The organism is Marinifilum sp. RC60d5, from assembly GCF_052400665.1.
Classification (GTDB): Bacteria; Bacteroidota; Bacteroidia; order Bacteroidales; family Marinifilaceae; genus JBQTGK01.
This window is the reverse complement of the sequence record NZ_JBQTGK010000002.1, coordinates 486,866-510,487: the sequence shown is the minus strand read 5'-3', so window position 1 is coordinate 510,487 and position 23,622 is coordinate 486,866. Positions and strand designations below refer to the sequence as shown.

Annotated in this window: 21 protein-coding genes; 6 read left to right on the top strand and 15 right to left on the bottom strand. The window is 35.3% G+C overall.

Annotated elements, in window-relative coordinates; translation table 11 throughout:
- Positions 1-220 precede the first annotated feature (220 nt).
- A complete protein-coding gene (ggt, locus tag ACT3CE_RS06140; RefSeq protein ID WP_444708880.1) occupies positions 221-1,918 on the bottom strand; it encodes a gamma-glutamyltransferase in 1,698 nt (565 codons plus the stop codon).
- A gap of 221 nt (positions 1,919-2,139) precedes the next feature.
- Between ggt and ACT3CE_RS06135 the strand changes: the two genes are divergently transcribed.
- The gene (locus ACT3CE_RS06135; RefSeq protein WP_444708879.1) at positions 2,140-2,973 is read left to right on the top strand and encodes a mechanosensitive ion channel family protein; all 834 of its coding nucleotides are present in this window, start codon (positions 2,140-2,142) and stop codon (positions 2,971-2,973) included.
- A gap of 102 nt (positions 2,974-3,075) precedes the next feature.
- On the opposite strand, the gene ACT3CE_RS06130 is transcribed toward ACT3CE_RS06135, so the two are convergent.
- Both ACT3CE_RS06130 and ACT3CE_RS06125 read right to left on the bottom strand, forming a co-directional pair.
- Positions 3,076-3,435 carry a carbohydrate-binding family 9-like protein gene (locus tag ACT3CE_RS06130; protein WP_444708878.1) on the bottom strand — a complete coding sequence of 120 codons (360 nt, stop codon included), beginning with the start codon at positions 3,433-3,435 and terminating at the stop codon, positions 3,076-3,078.
- 18 nt (positions 3,436-3,453) lie between these two features.
- A complete protein-coding gene (locus tag ACT3CE_RS06125) occupies positions 3,454-3,774 on the bottom strand; it encodes a carbohydrate-binding family 9-like protein (RefSeq protein ID WP_444709173.1) in 321 nt (106 codons plus the stop codon).
- Between the two features lie 337 nt (positions 3,775-4,111).
- Here ACT3CE_RS06125 and ACT3CE_RS06120 point away from each other — a divergent pair, with 337 nt between their 5' ends.
- The gene (locus ACT3CE_RS06120; RefSeq protein ID WP_444708877.1) at positions 4,112-4,630 is read left to right on the top strand and encodes a nitroreductase family protein; all 519 of its coding nucleotides are present in this window, start codon (positions 4,112-4,114) and stop codon (positions 4,628-4,630) included.
- Between the two features lie 53 nt (positions 4,631-4,683).
- On the opposite strand, the gene hisIE is transcribed toward ACT3CE_RS06120, so the two are convergent.
- From hisIE to hisG, 8 genes are all read right to left on the bottom strand, one after another.
- Positions 4,684-5,304 (bottom strand): bifunctional phosphoribosyl-AMP cyclohydrolase/phosphoribosyl-ATP diphosphatase HisIE, encoded by a 621-nt coding sequence (gene hisIE / locus ACT3CE_RS06115; RefSeq protein WP_444708876.1) that lies wholly within the window; start codon positions 5,302-5,304, stop codon positions 4,684-4,686.
- A 25-nt stretch (positions 5,305-5,329) separates the two neighbouring features.
- Positions 5,330-6,085 (bottom strand): imidazole glycerol phosphate synthase subunit HisF, encoded by a 756-nt coding sequence (gene hisF / locus ACT3CE_RS06110; RefSeq protein ID WP_444708875.1) that lies wholly within the window; start codon positions 6,083-6,085, stop codon positions 5,330-5,332.
- Positions 6,086-6,088: 3 nt separating this feature from the next.
- Positions 6,089-6,820 (bottom strand): 1-(5-phosphoribosyl)-5-[(5-phosphoribosylamino)methylideneamino]imidazole-4-carboxamide isomerase, encoded by a 732-nt coding sequence (gene hisA / locus ACT3CE_RS06105; RefSeq protein ID WP_444708874.1) that lies wholly within the window; start codon positions 6,818-6,820, stop codon positions 6,089-6,091.
- 276 nt (positions 6,821-7,096) lie between these two features.
- Positions 7,097-7,687 carry an imidazole glycerol phosphate synthase subunit HisH gene (gene hisH / locus ACT3CE_RS06100; RefSeq protein ID WP_444708873.1) on the bottom strand — a complete coding sequence of 197 codons (591 nt, stop codon included), beginning with the start codon at positions 7,685-7,687 and terminating at the stop codon, positions 7,097-7,099.
- A gap of 78 nt (positions 7,688-7,765) precedes the next feature.
- The gene (gene hisB / locus ACT3CE_RS06095; protein WP_444708872.1) at positions 7,766-8,911 is read right to left on the bottom strand and encodes a bifunctional histidinol-phosphatase/imidazoleglycerol-phosphate dehydratase HisB; all 1,146 of its coding nucleotides are present in this window, start codon (positions 8,909-8,911) and stop codon (positions 7,766-7,768) included.
- 3 nt (positions 8,912-8,914) lie between these two features.
- Entirely contained in the window at positions 8,915-9,955 is a 1,041-nt protein-coding gene (hisC, locus tag ACT3CE_RS06090) for a histidinol-phosphate transaminase (RefSeq protein ID WP_444708871.1), read from the bottom strand.
- A 12-nt stretch (positions 9,956-9,967) separates the two neighbouring features.
- Positions 9,968-11,260 carry a histidinol dehydrogenase gene (gene hisD, locus ACT3CE_RS06085; RefSeq protein WP_444708870.1) on the bottom strand — a complete coding sequence of 431 codons (1,293 nt, stop codon included), beginning with the start codon at positions 11,258-11,260 and terminating at the stop codon, positions 9,968-9,970.
- Between the two features lie 64 nt (positions 11,261-11,324).
- Positions 11,325-12,185 carry an ATP phosphoribosyltransferase gene (gene hisG, locus ACT3CE_RS06080; protein WP_444708869.1) on the bottom strand — a complete coding sequence of 287 codons (861 nt, stop codon included), beginning with the start codon at positions 12,183-12,185 and terminating at the stop codon, positions 11,325-11,327.
- An 811-nt stretch (positions 12,186-12,996) separates the two neighbouring features.
- On the opposite strand from hisG, the gene ACT3CE_RS06075 reads away from it, so the two are divergent.
- The 4 genes from ACT3CE_RS06075 (at position 12,997) to ACT3CE_RS06060 (ending at position 18,222) form a co-directional block, all read left to right on the top strand.
- Positions 12,997-13,344 (top strand): P-II family nitrogen regulator, encoded by a 348-nt coding sequence (locus ACT3CE_RS06075; RefSeq protein WP_444708868.1) that lies wholly within the window; start codon positions 12,997-12,999, stop codon positions 13,342-13,344.
- 42 nt (positions 13,345-13,386) lie between these two features.
- On the top strand, positions 13,387-14,628 hold the full coding sequence (locus ACT3CE_RS06070; protein WP_444708867.1) for an ammonium transporter: 1,242 nt from the start codon (positions 13,387-13,389) through the stop codon (positions 14,626-14,628).
- 218 nt (positions 14,629-14,846) lie between these two features.
- Complete coding sequence (locus tag ACT3CE_RS06065; RefSeq protein WP_444708866.1) at positions 14,847-15,428, top strand: DUF3332 domain-containing protein; 582 nt, start codon at positions 14,847-14,849, stop codon at positions 15,426-15,428.
- A 136-nt stretch (positions 15,429-15,564) separates the two neighbouring features.
- Positions 15,565-18,222 (top strand): ABC transporter substrate-binding protein, encoded by a 2,658-nt coding sequence (locus ACT3CE_RS06060; RefSeq protein ID WP_444708865.1) that lies wholly within the window; start codon positions 15,565-15,567, stop codon positions 18,220-18,222.
- A 134-nt stretch (positions 18,223-18,356) separates the two neighbouring features.
- Here ACT3CE_RS06060 and ACT3CE_RS06055 read toward each other — a convergent pair whose 3' ends face one another.
- From ACT3CE_RS06055 to ACT3CE_RS06040, 4 genes are read right to left on the bottom strand one after another with little or no spacing between them, the layout of a single operon-like run.
- A complete protein-coding gene (locus ACT3CE_RS06055; protein ID WP_444708864.1) occupies positions 18,357-19,811 on the bottom strand; it encodes a glycosyltransferase family 2 protein in 1,455 nt (484 codons plus the stop codon).
- The gene (locus ACT3CE_RS06050) at positions 19,808-21,007 is read right to left on the bottom strand and encodes a HEAT repeat domain-containing protein (protein ID WP_444708863.1); all 1,200 of its coding nucleotides are present in this window, start codon (positions 21,005-21,007) and stop codon (positions 19,808-19,810) included. Before ACT3CE_RS06050 ends, ACT3CE_RS06055 begins: the two co-directional genes overlap by 4 nt.
- Position 21,008: 1 nt before the next feature.
- Positions 21,009-22,298, bottom strand: coding sequence for a CotH kinase family protein (locus tag ACT3CE_RS06045; protein WP_444708862.1), 1,290 nt, complete (start codon positions 22,296-22,298; stop codon positions 21,009-21,011).
- Between the two features lie 6 nt (positions 22,299-22,304).
- Positions 22,305-23,603, bottom strand: a complete 1,299-nt coding sequence (locus ACT3CE_RS06040; RefSeq protein WP_444708861.1) for a YaiO family outer membrane beta-barrel protein — start codon at positions 23,601-23,603, stop codon at positions 22,305-22,307.
- Positions 23,604-23,622 lie beyond the last annotated feature (19 nt).

The following is a 23,622-nucleotide window of genomic DNA, read 5'->3' as shown; positions in this document are numbered from 1 at the left end:
TAGAATTACTACTAAACTATTTAGATTAATAGTAAACTATCCTCTTATCAGATAAATCCCCTTAAATATTACCAAATACTTATTAATTTAGTCGCAGTAAGCCATCAATTTCAAATACTATTGAATGTATAAAAATACCTATTCCAGAATAAGCTAACCCAAACCTTACATATCGAGAGAAAGAGACATTCCTGATTTTAAGAGTGTCTCTTTTTATTTTTCAGTAGCCAATAGACCGACTGTCTTTATGCCTCAAAGTATCAGCAGCTCCGATTAATCCATCTTGTTCATTAATAAAAATATTCGCCATCATTCCAATTTTCTTTTGAATCTTTATGATGTGTCCAAAATTAGTCATTTGCTCTCTAACTTTGCTGCTTATGGCTTTAGGTTCTGCATATATTTCATCAGGCAACCATTGCGAATGAATTCTCGGGGCATTAACACATTGCTGCGGATCCATTCCGAACTCAATAGTATTTATAATGTTCTGAAAAACCGAAGTAATTATGGTTGAACCACCTGGAGAACCTAAAACCATAAACAATCTTCCATTTTTTTCGACAATAGTAGGAGTCATACTACTTAACATTCTTTTTTCGGGACGAATCGAATTTGCTTGTCCTCCAACTAAGCCGAATTGATTGGGCACACCTGGCTTGATACTAAAATCATCCATCTCATTGTTCAGAAAGAATCCTGCACCATCAACCACCACTTTACTTCCGTAGTTTCCATTTAGTGTTGTGGTTATAGCAATGGCATTTCCTTCTTTATCAACAATAGAGAAATGTGTAGTTTCAAAACTTTCTATCCAATTCACCTCGCCAGCTTTTATCTCCTGCGAATCAGATTTTTTATTGAAACAAATATCTGCAAATCTGTTATCCAAATACTCTTTACTTAATAGTTTTACCATTGGAACATCATAAAAATCTGGATCTCCCAAATAGGTAGCCCTATCGGCATATACTCGTCGTTCTAATTCTGTAATTAGATGTAAGTGCTCCTGAGAAGAAAATTTGTACTGCCCAAGATTAAATTTCTCCGCACCTTTTAACAACTGCAAAAGTGCAATTCCTCCACTTGAAGGCGGAGGCATTGAAATAATCCGACAATCTCTATAATCTCCAACTAAGGCTGGTCGCCAAACCGAATGGTAAGTCTCCAAATCTTTTAAACTAAGAATTCCCTTTCCACGCTTAATTTCATCTACAATCAGATGTGCAGTTTTTCCAGCATAAAATCCGTTTCGCTTATGGATTTGTATTCTTTTTAATGTTTCAGCTAGATCTGAATAGACAAGTGTATCACCCTTAGAAAAACCAGTCCTCTTAAGGTATGGACATTTCTCTTTAGTAGGATTTTGAGCCAATATCCTATCCTGATACGCATTTAATTTCTCGGCTTCTAATTCGGTTAACACCACTCCCTTTTCAGCCAAATTAATAGCCGGCAGTAAAAGTTTATTCCAATTCAGACGCCCATATTTTTTATGAAGCTCGCACATTCCATCTACAGAACCAGGAACTCCTACAGCCAAATCTCCATTCTGACTTAATCCGGAAAGTACATTACCCAGGCTATCCAGATACATTTTCTCGCATGCAGCAAGAGGTGCTTTCTCTCGAAAATCGAGGGTATTATATTCTCCTTTTTTAGTGCGGATAACTGCAAATCCTCCACCACCAATATTTCCGGCTCTCGGATACACTACCGCCAGTGCAAACTGAACTGCCACGGCTGCATCGTAGGCATTCCCCCCTTGCTGCAGTATATCTTTTCCTATTTCGGAAGCCATAAAATGCGCGGTAACAATCATTCCATTTTTGTTCCCTGTTTTTACCGGTTCCCCATTGCAGGATAAATGAAAAATCATTATACAGATAAGCAATGAAATAGAAAAAAACTTATTCATTTGGATCGTTTATTTTGGTTAAGCACTTAAAGATAATACTAAGCAATATCATCTGCTAAAAAACATCAACTGAATCACAAATTAATTCTTAAATGGATAATCTCATGAAAAAGCAATAAATATCAATCATCTATTTAAAAAAACATGTACCTCTTAAATAAAAATGTTTTATTTTCACAAATAGAAATGGTTTTATCCTTTTACAATATAAATTCACAGCTATGGATAACTTAAATCAATTTTTTAACCAACCAATTATCTCATCTAAATCGATTAATATTAGTATTTACCATTTGCTAATAATAATTGCATTACTATTTATAACTATTCTGCTTTTAAGAATTGTTAAAAAAATTTTCGCAAGATTAGTCAAAGAAGAAAAAATAGATCAAGGCAGTGGAAATTCTATATATCTAATTGTAAAATACATCACCTGGGTTACTTTTATCGCTTTTTGCCTTGATACGATAGGAATAAAATTAACACTTTTAATAGCAAGTTCTGCCGCATTACTTGTAGGTATCGGATTAGGTATCCAACAAATCTTTCATGATATTGCTTCTGGTATTATCCTGCTCTTTGAAAGAAATCTTAAAGTAAATGATATCATTGAACTGCAAAATGATATCATTGGTAAAGTAGAAGAAATTGGTCTCAGAACCTCTAAAATTCTAACTCGCGACAATATAATCATGATTATTCCGAATTCTAAATTAATTAGTGACAACGTTATTAACTGGAGTCACAACGATAAAATAACCCGTTTTAATGTACAAATTGGGGTTGCATACGGTTCTGATACCGAACTTGTTGAAAAAGTGCTATTAAATGTGGCAAAGCAACATCCCGACATTTCACAAATAAGAGAACCTTTTGTAAGGTTCATTAATTTTGGGGACTCTTCCCTTGATTTTAAATTGTTTTTTTGGACGAATAAAAGCTTTATGGTAGAATACATTAAAAGTGATTTACGATTTGCCATCAATAAGGAATTTGCTAATAACAATATCTCCATCCCTTTTCCACAAAGAGATGTACACATAAAAAACCATTAAATAAACCGAACTTTCATTTCCATTAAAAAGCATTCATTATCAATGCCTTTTTACCCTATGAATTAGACATTCCTTATTTTGCCTAAATTCTACTTTCCTGATTTATGTACCATATTTTTCCAGATTTTCCTTTTGTCCTTTTACTACCGTATCCGAAAATTGAACGTAGCCCCAGGTTTCGGGCTGATGCATTGCAATAACTCCCTGAGGAGACCACACCCAATTGTGCTCTGGATAATGTTTCCCGGTTTTTGGATTTATTTTCTTACCATACTTGCCCTTGCGAATTTCCACATCCCAATTCACCCTTGAAAAATTCACTCTCCACTGCTCCCCATCCTTTGGCTTTCTGCCTTCAAAGGAGCACTCTTTTAGAATCTTCCAGGGAAAAGCGATTTCCAAGGTCCATTTTTTATCTGTATCGTCAGGATTATTTAAAGAACCATAAATTTTAACTGCCAATTTTAATCCTTTTATATCTCAGGCATTAATGGCAGTTGCTCCATCTCGATTTGGCTTTGCAAGCAATAAATCCCAAATGGTATTCAAGGCATTCATTTCGTATTCATAGTATCTGTGATTATCACCCTGAGGATCAATAAAAGCTTCAAAATCATTATCGTAAAAAATTACGGTATTACGTTGTTTTAAATTTGCCCAAATATGAGGCTTTTCCAAGTCTGCAGCCACATAAAAATAATCTTCATCCCAAAGCATTTTCACTCTTGTATTTAATTCAGGCTTCGGCTTTTTATCTCCTTCTATATCGATAAAATAATTTGTCCACTCTACATTTTCTATTCCTTCTGACTTAAAATCCCATCAATATTAATAGTAACTGATGATCTACAACACATATACGATTCCGGATAATTTTGAGCAAATAAATTCGCATAACAGAAAATTACGATACACAAAACAAATATTTTCTTCATTTCACATCAGATTTTCATCAATAAATAAAGGCTAAACTAGGCATTATTTTCTGCATCAACAGATGTATATCTGTTTCTGGATTAAGATAAAAAAAGTACAATAGCTTATGAACATCACAACTAAACAGGTTTAGTTCTAAATAAAAAATTTAATAAGTGCTGGTAATATTATACTTTTAAGGCCAAATTATAAATAAAATATCATGCTCGACATACTATTTAAAAGAAGAAGCGTAAGACGATACGCCGAAAACCAAATTGATAAAGATAAACTCGACCGCATATTACAAGCCGGACTATTGGCTCCCTCCTCGAAAAGTAAATACCCTTTTGATTTTATTGTTTGCGATGATGCAGACCTCAACCTGAAGTTATCGGAAAGCAAGCCTATGGGAGCAAGCTTTCTGAAACATGCACCAACATCTATTGTAATTACAGGTAATCAGGACGAGAGCGATGTGTGGATTGAAGACTGCTCTATCGCTGCTGGATACATGCTTTTGCAGGCTGAAAATGAAAAGCTGGGTGCATGCTGGATTCAAATTCGGGAGCGCCCACATAACGATTTGATGGGAGCGGAACAATATGTTAAGAATTTACTGGAAATTCCAGACTCTCACCGCGTTCTTGCAATCATTGCCCTTGGCAATAAAGATGCTGAAAAAGAAGCCCGAAACGAATCTTTTCTAAAAAGGGAAAAAATTCATTTCAATAAATTTTAAACGAAAAAAAACGGAAGTCAATGAACTTCCGTTTTTCTTTTTTTGTAAAATACCTACAAGGCATGTCTCTTATTTAACAAAGCAACAACCTCTTCCAGTTTATATTCTTTTGCCGATAATAAAACCAAATAGTGAAACATTAAATCGGCAGCCTCACCCATAAAAAGCTCTTTATCCTCATCTTTGGCCTCAATCACCAATTCTACCGCTTCTTCTCCCACCTTTTGAGCAATTTTATTAATCCCTTTCTTAAATAAACTTGCGGTATACGATTTCTCTGATAAATTTTTCTTTCTCTCTTCAATCACTTGCTGCAACTGCAATAAAAAGTCGATAGAACTTGCATTATTCTCCTCTGCCCAACAGGTATCAGTTCCTTTATGACAAACTGGACCTACCGGATCAACTTTAATCAATAAAGTATCATTATCGCAGTCCAAGCTCAAATCTTTAAGAAAAATAAAATTACCACTCTCTTCGCCTTTGGTCCACAATCTTTTCTTCGAGCGACTGTAAAAAGTTACCTTCCCTGTTTCAATTGTCTTTTCGTAGGATTCTTTATTCATATATCCCAACATTAAAACCTTTTGAGTTTTTACATCTTGTATAATTGCAGGAACAAGTCCTTCTCCTTTTTCAAAATCGATTTTATTCGCTAGATCTTTAAAATTCATTTGTTTATTATTTAATGTGGTTTATTTAAATTCTTGTAGGTATTCCTTTATTTTTCAGATATTTTTTCAGCTCAGGAATTTCAATTTCCTTAAAATGAAAAACACTGGCAGCCAATGCAGCATCCGCTTTTCCATCAATAAAAGTATCTGCAAAATGTTCCATATTACCGGCTCCTCCCGAGGCAATAACCGGAATATTCACCATTTCGGATATTTTTGCCAGAGTCTCGTTTGCAAATCCATTTTTGGTACCATCATGATTCATGGAGGTAAACAGAATTTCTCCAGCCCCCAATTTTTCAGCTTTAAGTATCCATTCAAACAAATCGATTCCTGTTGCAAGTCTTCCTCCATTAAGGTAAACTTCCCATTTTCCATCAACACATTTGGCATCAACCGCCAAAACAACACACTGACTTCCAAAACGAGAGGCTAAATCGGCTATTAACTTCGGATTTCGAACTGCCGATGAGTTAATAGAAACCTTATCGGCTCCTGCATTCAGCAATACACCAACATCCTCGGGACTTGAAATTCCACCCCCAACTGTAAAAGGGATATTTAATTCTTTAGCTACTTTTTGAACCAAATCAAGCAGTGTCTTTCGTTTTTCGTGTGTCGCAGTAATATCCAAAAACACCAGTTCATCGGCTCCCTGTTCTGCATAAAAAGCAGCCAATTCAACTGCGTCACCTGCATCCCTTAAATTAACAAAATTCACTCCTTTAACTGTTCTTCCGTCTTTTACATCCAAACAAGGTATTATTCTTTTCGATAACATAGGCTACTTTATAAATTCGTTCACCAGCTGGTTCATATCAATGCGTTCTTCGTAAATTGCTTTTCCAATAATTACACCCCAGCAAGCTATTTCGTTTAAAATACGAACATCCTTAATGTCGCCAACACCTCCACTGGCAACCAGCTCAAGAGCAGAAAACTCCTGCATAATTCCCTGATACAATTCTACTGCAGGTCCCTGTAACATTCCGTCTTTCGATATATCTGTACAAATAACTCTCTTCACTCCTTGTTTCTGATATTTCTCCAAAAACTTATACAAGTGATAATCGGAATCTTCCTGCCAACCCGAAATAGAAACCATTTCATTTCTCACATCGGCACCCAGAATAATTTTTTCAGCTCCATACTTTTCTAACCAGGATTCGAACATCTCCGGATTCGATACCGCGATACTTCCTCCTGTTACCTGAGTAGCTCCCGACTCAAAAGCCAATTGAATATCCTCATCGGATTTTACACCGCCACCAAAATCAATTTTCAAATTCGTTCCTGAAGAAACACGCTTCAAAACCTCGGCATTACAAATATGCCCCGATTTTGCTCCTTCCAAATCCACAAGGTGCAAACGGGTAATCCCCAAATTCTCAAATCCTTTTGCTATCTGCAAAGGATCCTCGCTGTAAACTTTCTCGGTATCATAATCACCTTTGGTTAAACGTACACAACGACCTTGTATAGTATCAATAGCTGGTATTATTTTAATTTTTGACATTTTTTTGATATTAATACGAATCAAATGTTAACAATTTTGATTAGAATTCTTTTGAGCAATATTTCATCCTCTATCCGGATAAACACTTACTTTTCTTCTTGAATAAGCAAAGCAAGCAAAAAAATCAAGTCGATCAGATACTAATTGTCATTCCCTAACAACAAACCATCCAAATCGCATCTGATTTACGAATCCAGCGCTAACAATACACTCAATTCACTTGTAAATCACTTCTTACAATTTCAAAACAAAGTATGAAATGCACAAAAAAGAACTCTACAACTCCACAAAATTCCTGAGAATTTTTACGCCCAATTCTCCCGACTTTTCGGGATGAAACTGACAAGCATAAAAATTATCCTTTTGAAGAGCCGCACTAAATGGAAGAATATATTCACATTTGGCCGCGGTTCCCTCAAAAACCGGAACATAATAGGAATGAACAAAATAAGCATACTCACCACTTTCTATTCCCTTAAAAAGCTCAGCCCTCATATCTTTAAGCTGATTCCATCCCATTTGTGGCACTTTTAGCTCATTGGTAAAACGCTTTACCTGAACAGGAAATATCCCTAAAGCCTCCGTATTCCCCTCTTCCGAGCTCTCACACATTAACTGCATACCCAAACAAATACCTAAAACAGGCTGTTTTAGTTCCGGAATTAATTTATCCAGGCCATTTTTTCTTAGAGAATTCATCGCCCAGGCTGCTTCTCCAACTCCGGGAAAAATGACCTTATCGGCATTTCGAATCACCTGCTCGTCATTAGAAACAAGAGGAGTAATCCCAAGTCTTTCGAAGGCATATTTTACCGACTGAATATTACCAGCATCATAATCGATAATTACAATATTTTGATTTTTCATTCTTTCAGAATCAAGATATGAGCATCTGGAATCAGGATTATTATCCTAAAGTAGATAACTCATTGATAATTTATAAAACTATAATTTCCCCTTGGTAGACGGCAGTTGCAAACAATTCACGTCACGCCTGACAGCCATTCTGATTGCTCTGGCCAATGCCTTAAAAATTCCTTCTATTTTATGGTGCTCATTGCTTCCTTCGGCTTTAATATTCAAATTACATTGTGCTCCATCAGTAAACGATTTAAAAAAGTGAAAGAACATCTCAGTTGGCATTCCTCCAATCATCTCTCGCTTAAAATCTGCCTCCCAAACCAACCAGTTTCTTCCACCAAAATCAATGGCAGCCTGAGCAAAACAATCATCCATTGGCAAGGAAAAACCATAACGATCTAATCCCAGCTTATTTCCCAAAGCCTTATTAAAAGCTTCTCCTAAAGCAATTGCAGTATCTTCAATTGTATGATGTTCATCTACTTCCAGATCTCCACTTACCTTTATATTCAAGTCGATACCTGCATGTTTGGCAATTTGATCGAGCATGTGATCAAAAAAACCAATTCCCGTATCAAACTCTCCTTTTCCTTCTCCATCTAAATCCAAATCAATAGCAATTTGAGTTTCTCTGGTATTTCTTACAACTTGAGCCGTTCTTTGATCTAATCTTAAAAACTCATAAATTTTGGTCCAGCTTTCTGTTTTTAAGGCAATACAAGCTTCCAGCTCTTTTTTGGATTCCGACAATTCATCATCTCCAATATTTCCACTTGCCGTGATAAAAATTGCTCTGGCCTTTATATTTCTTGCCAACTCAACATCTGTCCACCTATCGCCAATCACAAAAGAATTTTCCAAATCATATTCATCCGAAAAATATTTAGTCAACAGTCCGGTTGCTGGTTTTCGGGTAGGAGCATTTTCTTCCGGAAAAGTTTTATCTATACACACCTCAGCAAACTCAATTCCTTCGCCCAAAAATGTCTTCATCATCTTATTATGCGCAGGCCAAAAAGTATCTTCAGGGTAAGCTTCGGTTCCCAATCCATCCTGATTGGTTACCATCACCAATTCATAATCTAATTGTTCTGCAATTTTTGAAAGATTACTGAATACACCAGGATAAAACTCCAGCTTCTCAAGACTATCTACCTGATAATCAACAGGAGGTTCGAGAATTAAAGTACCATCTCTATCAATAAAAAGTATTTTTTTCTTTGCTGTCATATTTTAAAGATTTGAATCGTAAGCCTGAAGAGCTTTACAAAGCACCTCATTTTCACTTTTGGTTCCAATACTAATTCTCACACATTGTTCCAGACCTTTAATTTTAGACCTGTCGCGGATAATTATTCCTCTTTTCATTAAATAATAATACAGATCTTTTGCATCCTTCACTTTAACAAGAATAAAATTCGCATCGCTTGAATAAAGCTTTTCCACAAAAGATAAATCAGCAAGAATTTTCGACAGCTCTTCTCTTTCTAAAAGAATTTCGTTTAACTGATTTGTGAATATCTCCCTATTCATCATCTCAAAAGCTTTCTGCTGAGTAAGACTATTTACATTATACGGAGGCTTAATTCTATTTAAAATCTCAATAATCTCAGTAGAAGCCAATCCAATTCCCAATCTAATTCCGGCCATTCCCCATGCCTTGGATAAAGTCTGTAAAATAACAAGATTCGGATAATCAGCAATTTTATCTGCCAGACTTTTGCCAGGAGCAAAATCTACGTAGGCCTCATCGACAATTACAATTCCATTAAACTCTTTTAGCAATTGCTCCACTTTCGATTCTTCAAGAAGATTCCCACTTGGATTATTAGGAGAACACAAAAAGAGCATTTTCGAATTTGCATTCGCAGCTTGTAAAACTGCATTCACATCAGGCTGAAAATTCTCATCGAGTTGAACAGCTTTTATTTGAATCGCATTTACACCCGCAGCAACTTCATACATTCCATAAGTAGGAGTACAAATCACCACATTATCTTCATTAGGCTCACAAAATGCCCTAAATAAAAGATCTATAATTTCATCGCTTCCATTCCCCAGAATCAGATGATCCGAATTTACACCTTTAATCTCTCCTATTTTTTTCTTCAAATCCTTTTGTAAAGGATCTGGATAGCGGTTAACTCCATTTTCGTTAGGATTCTCATTGGCATCTAAAAAAACAGAGCCAACTCCCGAAAACTCATCCCGGGCAGAAGAATATGGCATCAGTTTTTTTACGTTTTCACGCACAAAATTCTGTAAATTAAACATCGACATCATATTTTATTTTTCTTCTTTTATTTTTTGCAAACGAATACTTACCGCATTACAGTGCGCATCCAACTGTTCAGCTTTAGCCATGGTCTCAATAGCAGGTCCCAGCTCCAACAATCCTTTCTCAGTAATCTTCTGAAAAGAAATACTTTTCATAAAAGACTCCAAACTAACTCCCGAATAAGCTTTTGCATATCCATTTGTTGGAAGAGTATGATTTGTTCCCGAAGCATAATCTCCAGCACTTTCAGGAGTATAATTACCTAAAAACACCGAACCAGCATTCTGAATTAAATTGATCACTTCACTTTCATTCTTCACCGATACAATAAGGTGCTCAGGTCCGTATTCATTAGACATATCAAGAGCTTCCTCCATTGATTCTACCAAAATAATTTTCGAATTATTAAGGGCCAGTTCAGCTACTCCTTTTCTCGAAAGAGCCGACAATTGAACCTCTACTTCTGCAAGTACCTTATCGACCAAATTCTTATCCCAGGTAAGAAGAATAACCTGACTATCGGCACCATGCTCGGCCTGAGAAAGTAAATCGGCAGCCACAAAAGCAGGTTCTGCACTTCCATCGGCCAAAACCAGAACCTCCGAAGGACCTGCCGGCATATCAATGGCAACTCCAACTTTATTTACCCTTTGTTTTGCGGCTGTTACAAACTGATTTCCTGGTCCGAATATTTTAAACACATTGGGAATTGTTTCGGTCCCAAAAGCCATGGCACCAATGGCCTGAATTCCTCCAACACGAAATACACGATCGATACCCACCAATTTACTAGCATATAAAATTGCGGGATCAATTTTCCCATTCTTACCCGGAGGAGTACACAAAACAATTTCGCTACAACCTGCAAGTTTAGCAGGAATTCCCAACATTAAAACTGTAGAAAATAAAGGAGCACTTCCTCCGGGAATATATAAACCTACCTTTTCGATTGGCGTTGCCTTTCTCCAACAACTCACTCCCGATGTAGTTTCTATGCTCTCTGATTTTGGAAATTGAGCCCCATGAAATTTTTCAATATTTCCAGCAGCAATAGCCATTGCTTCTTTTAGCTCTTTGCTGATTTCTTGTTCCGAAGCATTAATTTCTTCAGCACTCACTTCCAATTCATTAATTTTAATTCTATCGTAAAACCAGGTATATTTTAATAGAGCCTTGTCTCCATCGGCCTTTATTTCTTTAAATATCTGATTTACGACCTCCTCCAACTCATCCATATCAATTGTTGGACGGGTTAAAATTTGCTGCCAGTCTTTTTTCGAAGGGTAATTTATTACTTGCATGATTCTATGTATTTCGCTTGTATCCGTTTGTCTTTTTGAATAAAAATTAATTTACTGATAGATCTTAGAGTACCATTTTTTGAATCGGTATAATTAAGATACCTTCTGCTCCATTCAATTTCAATTGATCGATAACTCCCCAAAAATCGTTTTCAGTAATTACAGAGTGTAAAGAACTCCATCCCTCTTTCGCTAATGGCATAATTGTAGGACTATTCATTCCCGGAAGCACCTTAATAATATCATCAATCTTATCATTGGGAGCATTTAATAAAATATACTTGTTATTTTTTGCTGCCAATACCGACTTCATTCTAAAAAGCAGGCGATCCAGAATAGCACTTTTTAAATCATTAATATTTTTATTGGCAACCAGACAAGCTTCGGACACAAGAATCTCTTCCACTTCGGTTAATCCATTTTTAAAAAGTGTACTTCCCGAGCTCACCAAATCACAAATACCATCGGCCAAGCCAATATTAGGAGCTATTTCTACCGAACCAGAAATCTCGTGAATATCACAATCCAGATTATTTGCAGATAAAAACTGTCTCAACGAGTTTGGATAAGAAGTTGCCAATCTCTTTCCATTAAAATATTCCAATCCGGTATATTCAACATCTTTAGGAACAGCCATTGCCAATCTACATTTTGAGAATCCTAATTTCTGAAGTACATCAAGTTCCTTCTGCTTTTCAATTACAACATTCTCTCCAATAATAGCGATATCTGCTACTCCATCTTCTATATATTGAGGGATATCCGAATTTCTTAAGTACAATACTTCCAAAGGAAAATTAAATGCACTTGCCTTTAGCTGGTCTTTTCCGTTATCAATTGAAATTCCGCATTCTTTAAGAATTTTAAGAGAATCTTCTTTTAATCGTCCTGATTTTTGTACTGCGATTTTTAATTTTTCGCCCATGGTTTTTAAATTTTGGTCCCGACCGAATTTAGAATTGGGCATAAAAAAATGCCCACCTAAATCAGGCGGGCATTTGTAATGTTAGTTAATATCTTAATTAGAATATGGCACAACATCTTCAGCTCACCTTTTGGTAAGTATAATGATGATGATGATGTAGTGCTACTAAATTCATTTTTACGTTTTTATTGTGTGACAAAGATTAGCATTATATTTTAAGCAAGCAAATTTGCAATGGAATTTTTTAAAAAAATCAATAAATACCGAAAACACCCCTTATGCATAAGGGAACCTAATTCCTATCTCCACAACTTTTAGCACATCGATATGTATTTTTAAGGCTATACACTCCGAAAAGTTCTTTTTTTTCAACACACCCCCTTTTCGAAAACGATACAATGAAAAAAAAAGCACTTTTTTTTAACAAGACCCCCTATTTTTCATTGTTAGTTGATATTTTTTTATACTTTTACGCTGTCAGCATGTAAAAATAAGGGGTCACACTCTTTAAAAATGCATTTAAAATACAACACCCCCACAGAATAAGGGGGTAAGAAATTAAAAAGACTATTAATTGCTAATATAAAAACTAAGCTAATGCAAATTAATTTCAACAATTCTCAAAAAGGCATTATTCCCAATTTTAAAATAGCAGAAATGCAATTTCAGTCTTTAATTTTTCGACAACGGTCGAATTTACGCTTGGTCTAAACAAAACCCAGGGTTTCTTAATCCGGGAAGCCCTGGTGTTTTTACCAAAGAAAAAAAAATCAAAAAATATAGTTTCTATAACTACAAAACCTATTAGTTTATGAAAAAGATCGAAGCAATTATTCGCAAAACAAAATTCGAAGACGTAAAAAAAGGCCTACACGAAATCGGCATTGATTATTTAACGTTCTGGGAGGTAAGAGGCGTAGGAAAATCGGTAGAAGAAAGAGTATACCGTGGAGTAACCTATGACACAAGTAGCATTGAAAGAACATATATCTCTTTTATTGTACGTGATAAATATGTTGACAGCTGTATTGTAAGCATTCGTGAAAATGCTTTCACCGGAGAAATAGGCGATGGAAGAATATTTATTTATGATGTTCAGGATGCCTATAGAATACGTACTGGCGATTCAGGTGACCGTTCATTATATGATGAAGAGTAAAAGCCTAAACTTAGTTTCTCACGAATTTTAAATTTACCAATTATGGATCATACACTTACTTTAGATACACTAAACAGCACACTAACAACAACAGGACACTCAATAGACATTATCTGGGTCTTAATTTCCACAGCACTTGTAATGTTTATGCAACCCGGCTTTGCTATGGCAGAAGCAGGCTTTACAAGATCTAAAAATACAGCCAATATCCTAATGAAAAACGTATTGGATTTTGCTGTTGGATCCATCACATTCTTTCTTGTAGGATATGCATTAATGTTTGGAACCGATATTGGAGGATTAATCGGAAAGTTGCCATTTATGGAGGACGTTGCCCCGGAAATTGACCTATCTTTCCTGATGTTTCAAACCGTATTTGCTGCAACAGCAGCGACCATTGTATCGGGAGCAGTAGCAGAACGAACAGAATTTAAAGCTTATTTATTCTTTAGTATTATTACAACAGCAGTTATTTACCCTATATCAGGACACTGGATTTGGGGAGGCGGATGGCTAAGTGAACTTGGATTTCACGATTTTGCAGGTTCAACTGTTGTTCACTCTGTAGGAGCATGGATGGGATTAGTAGGAGCCGTTCTTATAGGTCCAAGAATTGGAAAATACAATGGAAAAGCCAATGCAATACCTGGTCATAACCTTACTTTCGCAGCATTAGGAGTATTCATTCTATGGTTCGGATGGTTCGGATTTAATGCAGGTTCGCAATTGGCAGCAAATGGAACTGAAAACACAACAGCCATTGCTCATATTTTCTTAACTACCAATTTATCGGCCGCAGCTGGTACTTTAGCAGCCTTAGGAATAAGCTGGATGCGATACAAACGTCCTACATTATCTTTAACTTTAAATGGTTCTCTTGCCGGACTTGTAGCCATTACTGCCGGATGTGACATTGTATCGCCCGAAGCAGCTATTTTGATTGGTCTTTTGGCCGGAACAACATTAGTTTTTGCAGTAGAATTTATCGATAAAGTTCTAAGAATCGATGATCCGGTTGGTGCAATTACCGTTCATGGTGTAAATGGTGCACTGGGTACCATCTTAGTAGGATTTTTTGCTAAAGAAGGAGGTCTATTCTATGGCGGTGGCTTCAGCTTACTTGGCATACAGGTTTTAGGAGTTCTAGCTGTTGCAGCTTGGGCACTGGGAACTTCCTATATCCTATTTAAAATCTTAAAAGTAACAATCGGTCTTCGAGTTCCAGCGCGAATTGAAGAAGAAGGATTGGATATATACGAACACGGAGAAAAAGCATACCACTAACACTTTTAACTATACTCGTTTCTCAAAAAGTGGCTGATAGATTTACATCTTTCGCCACTTTTTTTTATATAAACTTAATTTATTACCAAATACTTCGTAATTTTCACCTTTCTTATTGCTTCTTTTATTTTCATAAGGATAATAAAAAAGATGCAAAAACGTTTCTTTAATGTTTCTGAGAATAATTACACACAATATTTAATTCAAAATTGATTATCATGAAAAAAGTAAATGTTTTTCTATTGGCTTGCCTGTTTTTTGTTCTTAGCATTGGACAAACAGGATGTTACGGCCCGTTTCGCCTAACTAAAAATTTACATGAGTGGAACAGTACTGTTGGGGATAAGTTTATAAATGCCCTGGTATTTTTTGCTTTTATCGTTATACCGGTTTACGAGGTAGCCGTATTTGTTGATGGAGTAGTTCTTAACACAATTGAATTTTGGACTGGCGACAATCCAATTGCTATGAAAGAAGGCGATAAAGACGTACAAATTGTAAAAAAAGATGGTAAAAAATACCGCATCACTGCTACTAAAAACAAATTTCACATTGAACAGCTTCAAGGTCCTGATAAAGGAAGATATGCGGATTTGATTTTCGATCCTGCATCAGAAAGCTGGAGCTTAAAAGATGGAGACAAAGATTTACAAAAATTAGTATGCATTCAGGAAGAAGCAAATCTAATTAAAATCTATAAACCAAATGGTGATGCTATTTCTGTTAACCCACAAAGTTATAATCTGGCAGAAATAAAACAGCAAATCGAAACAACACCATTAAACTGGGCATTAAAATAAAAAAACAAAATAATTCTTACTATACCCCAAAAGTTCCTTATAGCTTTTGGGGTATTTTTTAGGTTTTCACTTAAAAAATTTTTTTCCTGACTGCGATAAACGTATCTTTAGTACTAGCCCATAATCGCCGTAGACCATGAATAAAACCCGAAAATACCACCCTCCTTTTCTTCTGTTTACACTTATATTTTTTGCTTTTACATTGATATCCTATAATTGCTATAGCAAACAAGCAAACAAGGCAGTAGAATATGAAAAAATTAAACTCCAATTAAAATACACACATCAATTTCAATTTGCCGGATACTATGCTGCCATTCATAAAGGTTTTTTTAAGGAGGAAGGACTGGAGGTAGAGCTACTCGAAGGCGACACTATAAATACTATCAATCAGGTACTAATGGGAAAGGCAGACTATGGCATTTCTTCAAATGATATTCTACTAGCCTACGTAAACAACAAACCCATTGTACTTTTATCTGCAATATTTCAACGTTCTCCTTCCATATTTTTAAGTCTGAAAGAATCAAATATTCATTCGGCACACGATCTTATTAACAAACGAATTATGCTTCTCGACGAGTTTCGAGATCCCGAGCTACTGGCAATCTTTTTTAAGGAAGGCATTCACTCTAATGACTTTACAAGACTAAATAGCAGTTATGACATCAATGATCTGATCAACAAAAAAACCGATGTCCTAAATGCCTATTCTACCAACGAACCCTATTTGTTAAACGAACAAAATATCGCCTATTCCATTATACATCCTCAAACCTATGGTATTGATTTTTATGGAGATGGAATTTTTACTTCCAAAAAAGAAGTAAACAATCATCCGAAAAGAGTAGATGCCTTTTTAAGAGCCAGCAAAAAAGGATGGGAATATGCACTAAACAATACCGATGAAATTATTGATATCATAATAACAACTTATAAGGTAGATAAAAGCAAAAAGCACCTCGAATTTGAAGCCCAGGAAATAAAAAAACTAATCCTGAATGAATATATCGAAATAGGACATATTAACCCTGGAAGGTTAGATCATATTGCGAAGATTTGTGCAGAAATGGGTATGATATCACCCAATTACAATCTTGAAAATTTCATTTACAAAACCGAAAAAACAAAAGCACCTCTTTGGTTAAAATGGACACTTTTAGCAAGTATGTTACTTGCAAGTATTATTGCTTTTTATACTTTATATCTTTTCTTCTTTACAAAAAAACTTAAAATCGAAGTAGCAAAACAAACCTTGAACTTAAACCTAAAAAACAAGGAACTGGAAAAAGAAATTATTGAGAGAAAATCCACTGAAGAAGCTCTGAAAAAATCAGAAAAACGATTTAGAGAAATGATTGAAAACCTGCCATCGGGAGCAATTCTGATAGAAGGGAACAGGCTATTTACAAATAAAAAGGCCTTTGAAATTACAGAATATACCAACAAAGAGCTTCCAGACCTTGAAAGTTGGTTTCGTATCTTATACCCAAAAAAGGAAAAAGAAAATTTAGAATTTTATCAATCCTGTAAAAAAAACAGTTTCAGAATTCCAGGCATTACAACCATACTTACTAAGAGCGGTAAAAAATTAAATGTAGAATTCCACGGCTACTGTTTCGACAACAAAGAAATATGGCTGATGAACGATATTACACAAAGGCTTGCTACTGAAAAAGCCCTGGCCTCGAGCGAATATAAGCTAAGAACTTATATTAATGAGTCGCCAAGCGGGATGCTTATTTTTAACGAAAACACAAAAATTACCTTTTCAAATCCTGCTTTTGCTAAACTTCTGGACCTGGAAACACCTTTAAAATCGGACTATTCTATTAAAGATTTCTTCCCTCCCAAACAAATTAAGAAGAACAAAAACTTGCTCTATAGACTAATGATAAATGGAAAAGCACAGGGGGAAGTATACATTCAATCACTTAAAGGAAGGAAAATTCCAGCCTATATTAGTGCAGTAAAGATCAAGAACAATGAATTTCTAGGTTTTGTTTTAGACATATCACACATTAAGAAAGTTGAACACAAGCTTAAAATAGCACTCAAAAAAGCCGAAGAAAGCGACAGATTAAAATCGGCATTCTTAGCAAATATGAGTCACGAAATAAGAACTCCTATGAATGGTATTTTAGGTTTTAGTCAACTTTTGGGGAAAGAGAATCTGAGTCCTGAAAAGAAAAACAAATACATCGATATATTGGATCAGAATGGCAAACAACTTTTAGAAATTATCAATAATATAATTGAGATTTCCTATTTAGAGGTCAAACTATTAAAGTTGATTATTAATCCATTCTCCATATCCAAACTCTTTGCCGATTTAGAGATCTTTTTTAATCAGGAGAAATTAAAATACAAAAAGACTCACCTTAAAATTTCCTTTACTAATAAGGTTCCAAAACAATTTGATGAAATCCATTCTGATTTGGGAAAAATTAAACAGGTATTAATCAACCTAATAAATAATGCCCTCAAATTCACAAAAGAAGGTTTTATAAAGGTAAGCGTTGATTTAAACAACTCACTGCTTGAATTTTCTGTGGAAGACAGTGGAATTGGTATTCCCAAAGAAAAACAGGATCTTATTTTTCAACGATTTGGACAGATCGAAGATGTTTACACCCGTCAATTTGGAGGTGCTGGCCTTGGTCTTCCAATATCCAAAGGCATTGTTGAATTACTAAATGGTGAAATGTACTTAAAATCTGAAAAAGGGGCAGGCTCAAAATTCATATTCATAATTCCACACTCATTAAGTAAACAAAAAAATACACCCCAATAAATAAATAAGCTTATCAATTGATCTTACGATAATTTATCGGTAATCAATAGACTGTAGGTATCGTATTATAAATCTATTTATGCTTAAATTTTTTGAATCTTTATTTGCAGGATTTTCAAAAAAGCAAAAGGCAATTACTCTTTAGCTGAGTCAGATTTTTTTTTGCCTTTATGACTAAACCCTTTTCTCTCCATACGTCCCCATTTTCTATTTCCCATGGCATATTGAATGTTCCCTTTTATAGAAAAGAACAAAGAAATCGGATGCAGTAAAAAAGGTTCTAATACTGCAGCAATCCACAATCTGAAAACATCAGTTTTCCGCTCATACCTGTGAAAAGTAAGCTCTTCGTAAAGAATGGCACAAGTTGAAAAAAACAAGGCAAAAGTATATACAAAAAGAAAGGTAATCAGAATAAAATGAATACTTAAATTTCCTGTCACATAAAGAATTATAGCATAAATAATTCCTATTAACTCGACAATGGGCGCCAACCATTCAAATAAAAACCAAAATGGATATCCCAGCATTCCCATAGATCCGTAACGCGAGGAAAGAAATATTTTTGAGTGATCGGTAAGCGTTTCTATGGTTCCCCGTGTCCATCTGCTTCGCTGCCGCCCAAAAGTAGATAAATCAACCGGCGCCTCGGTCCAGCACAAAGGATCGGGAATATACTCAATCTTATACTTTTCTCTTTGTTCTGACATGTAACGACGAATCCTCACCACCAACTCCATATCCTCACCAATGGAGTGTGCATAGCCACCACTCTGAACCACCACATTACGATCGAACATGCCCATGGCTCCCGAAATGATAATGAGTCCATCAAGTTTAGCCCATGCCATTCGCCCCATTAAAAAAGAACGCGTATACTCTAACACCTGCATTCTTGCCAATATATTATCTGGAACTCTAACCTCAAGTATCCTTCCATTCTCAACAATACAAGAGTTCACAATTCGCACCACTCCTCCTGCAGCAATCACCCTTCTGTCGGTACGCTCTAAAAATGGTTTCACCAATTTCAATACCGCATCGGGCTCCAGAATCGAATCGGCATCAATGGCCATAAACAAATCCTTATCAGAAATATTAATACCAGCATTTAAGGCATCTGCTTTTCCACCATTTTCTTTATCAACAACAATTAAATTGGAATAGGTATCAATTGTAGATTTATAAACGCCCCTTACTTCGGCGGTTTTCACCTCCATATTAATGGCAAAATTCACTTTCTCGAGTTTAAAAGCCTCTCTTAGCTCTTCAAAGGTAGTATCAGTACTTCCATCGTTAATCACAATAACATCAAAGTTATTGTAATGAATGGTGTAAATCGACTCAATATTATCTACAATCGTTCGCGCCTCGTTAAAAGCAGGAACAAGAACCGAAACAGATGGAGCCAGAGGAGAATCAAGAATTACACTATAATCTACAAAACTATTTTTCTTTAAATAATGATTTAAAGCAATAGCCGATACTATACTTAGTGTGGTATAACTAAATATCAAAAGAAATGCATAAGATATGAATATCTTATCCAGAAAATAACTTATAAACCTTATTAATTCATCATAATTCATATTCTAGGATCTAATACATGCTTTACAATCGCTTTCAACTCTTCCTCAGCATCATTACACAATTCTTTTAACCTGTTAATTCCTGCATCCCCTATCATAACCATAGATTTACAGGCCTGCATTTTAATTTTAAACTCTTTGCTACTTAACTTTTCCTCCAAAAAATCGAGTTCTGTTTCCATACCCAATTGTCCGATGGAGCGAATAATATTAATCTGATTTGGCAACTCTTCGAGAATAAATATTTCCTTCAACTTATCAACGGCCTCCCTATTTTCCAGATCTACCAATGTTTTAATGACTTTTCCTTTCACCAAATCATTGTCATGATTTAGCAATTCCATAACTTTTGGGGCCGCTTCCTTTTGTTTGAGTACGCGAATCATATCCAGACAAAACATAACAACCGAATCGTTCCAATGGTTAAGCCATAAAACAAACTCAGGAATTTCTATTCTTTTTTTACGAATTAAATCGAATACATTAATTTGCTCCCACACAGTAAATGGTTTTTCCTGAGAATCGAGAAATGCAAAAGGGACAAATGGCAATAATTTTATGAGACCAATTTGAGTTTCAATTCTTAAAATCTCATTTGACTTCTGCTGAAATTCAATGATCTTTTTATTTTCCGATTTTACTCTCATGTGACTCAACTCCCGTATCCCCACAATCTTTTTATTCCAGGCTCTTTTATTTATTTTTTTAATAGAATCTTTATCCAGCTCCAATTTCATATAAAGCTTTCTAATTCTTCTACTCACATCACCATTCTCGGCCTTATCAATGGCCATTAAGACATCAATCATCACATTCCGGTGAATTTTATTTGCCTTTAAACCTTCAAGATCTTTAATCTCTTCTGAGGTATGCGATCCAATTAAAAAACCGATTATATACTGTGAATACCTAATATAAAGGTCATTGTATCTATTCCTTTTATGAGTAATATACAATTTAGAAAGCAATATCACCGGAAGTAAAATGGCCAGTAACAAAAGAAAAGTCAGTATCAAATAAATAATCATTCGATTCAGCGGATTATAAGGTAATCGATCGAATACATATTTAAAGAATGCCTCTATATAATCTATTGTTACACTCATATAATCGAGCATAGCAATGGCTGTATCAGGAATATATCTTATGAACTCCTGTATATTATTATCGATAATATTTTCTAGTAATAAAGACATATTAGTCTCTCTGTTGTTTTTTATGTTTTAACTCTTTTTTTACTGCCTTAATCCGATTTTGAATAAAGGGTTTTAAACCGGGAATAAAAGCACCAGGATCATTTACATCACCTATCACCTTACTTAAATTATCTTCAAAATCAGCATTGGTATACATTTTATTGGTATCATAATAAACATATTTGCGAAGTAGAATGGAAAGTCGGTCAACTTCATTTTCTACAAAGGCTTCCACCTCTGAGCGATTTACCAATCTCTTAAGATAATCGATGTAATACTCTTTATATTTTGCTATTCCAAACAGATAATCCATTAAAGGAGCTTCGTTATTATCCATTCGGTAAAAAACACTTAAATTTTCAGCCTCCTCTAAATTAAGAAGCGGACTAAAAGCACAAAATGCATAATTGGCATCATAAGGAATCCATTCTATTTTTCCAGTATTGGTATTCTTATAGAGATAATAATTATGTCGGTACATCATATTGTAAGCATCAACATTGGCAAACAATGAAGTTACAGCAAAAATTTTAAGGCAATCTTCCACATTAAAAATCATGGAAACATCGCCTTTCTCATGAATCGTACGTATAAAATGAATTAGATCTCTATATCCTTCTAAGGAGTTATTTTTGTTTTTATAATTGTCTTGATAGCTAAGTATGCTATCTCCTTTGTATTTTAAATAAGCTTTGGGCTCACCCTTAAAAAAACCACCTTTTTTATTCCCAAAATTCCGTGTTAGAAAATCTTTATTGATCTCTTCTACCAAAACATATAAACCCAATAACTTATCATTTAAATAAACATTTGCATAGGAACATCTTGGCACCGGGAGACCTTCCAATCTCATAAAATCAAGAAACAATTTTTCCCGCATAAAAGTCGGATCCTTAAAAGCATTATTCAGATTAATGGTTTTTAAGCCGTTCCATCGCTGTTTTTTTAAGAATTTCCCAAAATTAATTTTAAATGATTTTTTTAGCCCCGGATAATAATCATAAGATGACTCCCCTTTGAATCTTAACCCGCAGGAATAATAGGTTTTCCCGTTAACGACTACATTTCCCTGTAAATACCTCTTTATTTGAAGAGAATCTCTCTGCTGCTTTATCTGGACTAAAGAATCCCATACCGAACATTGCAAAAAATTAATTCGTATCTCGTGTACTGTATCTGCAGAAAAAATATCATCGCCGGGCACACCTATCTTCGCCTCTTCTTTACTTTGCGAAAAAACAGCAGAAGAAACACAAAAAAGCACTTGTATTGTAAGTAAAAATAGTCTCATAGGCAATTATAAAGCATAAGATAGTTTAAGCGAAAAACTGAATATATTTCTTTTCTCGTTTACCTGATATTCTTCCTTTTCGAAACCTGCACGCAACAAGTAAGTAAGACGTTTCTCGAGCAACTGATCCTGATAAGAAAATTTCACTTTCCAGCTATCGTATTTATAAGTACTAAAATCGGCAACATTACCACGGGCTTCATCGGGAGAGGTTCCTGTTCCCAACTCTATTCCCACATATTGTTTTGCATCTCTCAAATATCTTCGGGTGGTAAAAATAAAGGATCTTGAAACCTCGCTATTTTTTGGTGTAAAATATCCCCGAAGCGAAAACCAGTAATTCCGGTAATACTTACCTATCGATCCGGTATAAATGAACACATTTTTAGCCCCACTACTCCCATTAAACCTCATAAACCTCATTCCTGCCGAGGCCTCAAATTTACGGGGTAATTTTTGATACCATTCGGCTCCGGCCCTGTGTTGAGGAAATAAATTATCGGGAGAATACCCATAACTCAAATACATATAAGCAGTTGATGTGGTTCTGGGATAGGCATCAATTTCAAATTGCCTGGCCACATCTTTAGACCAGAATCCTTCACCATCGGAAATTAAATCCCCTAAATTCACTCTTCCCATTAAACTCCCCCAGGAATTTCGCTTACTTAATTGCAAGGAAGTAATGTGCCATCTGCGGACATAAGGCTCCGAAAAATGCTCAAAATCATGCTTTAAACTTAGGGTATACTTGCTAAAGGCCGAAGTGTGTTTTTTAAACAATTCATTTCCCTCTTCACTTCCCGGATTTATTTCCAGCAAATCATTAATTGTTTGTAATGATTTACTTTCGAGACCCGCCTGCTGTTGCAACTTAATTTTCCGGATCAAAAACTTCTCTTCCCGAGGATAAAAAGACTGTCCGTAATCACAATAAAACAATGCTTTTGATAGGTCTCCAGACCATTTTTCCAGGTCTATTAATGCTAAAACTGCATCTCTGTTATCAACATCATCCTCTAGTACCCTTATCAATTCTTTTCTCGACTCTTCGTACTTCTTATCCCAGGCCAAAGTTCGACCGGTTAAGATTCTTGCGTCGTAATATTTAGGGTTTTCCTTTAAAATTGCTGCACAAATCAATCTGGCCTCTTCCCTGTTCCCTTCAAAAGCTAATTTTTGTGCACGCTTAAATTCCTGAGTCAGATTCAATTCGCCACCAGACACATTCTCCTGAGCAAACAGATAGCCTACCTGCAAAAAAATAAAAATCGTGACTATAAAAAGGCGTAAAAGTCTTATCATATTTATTAGATCTATTTTA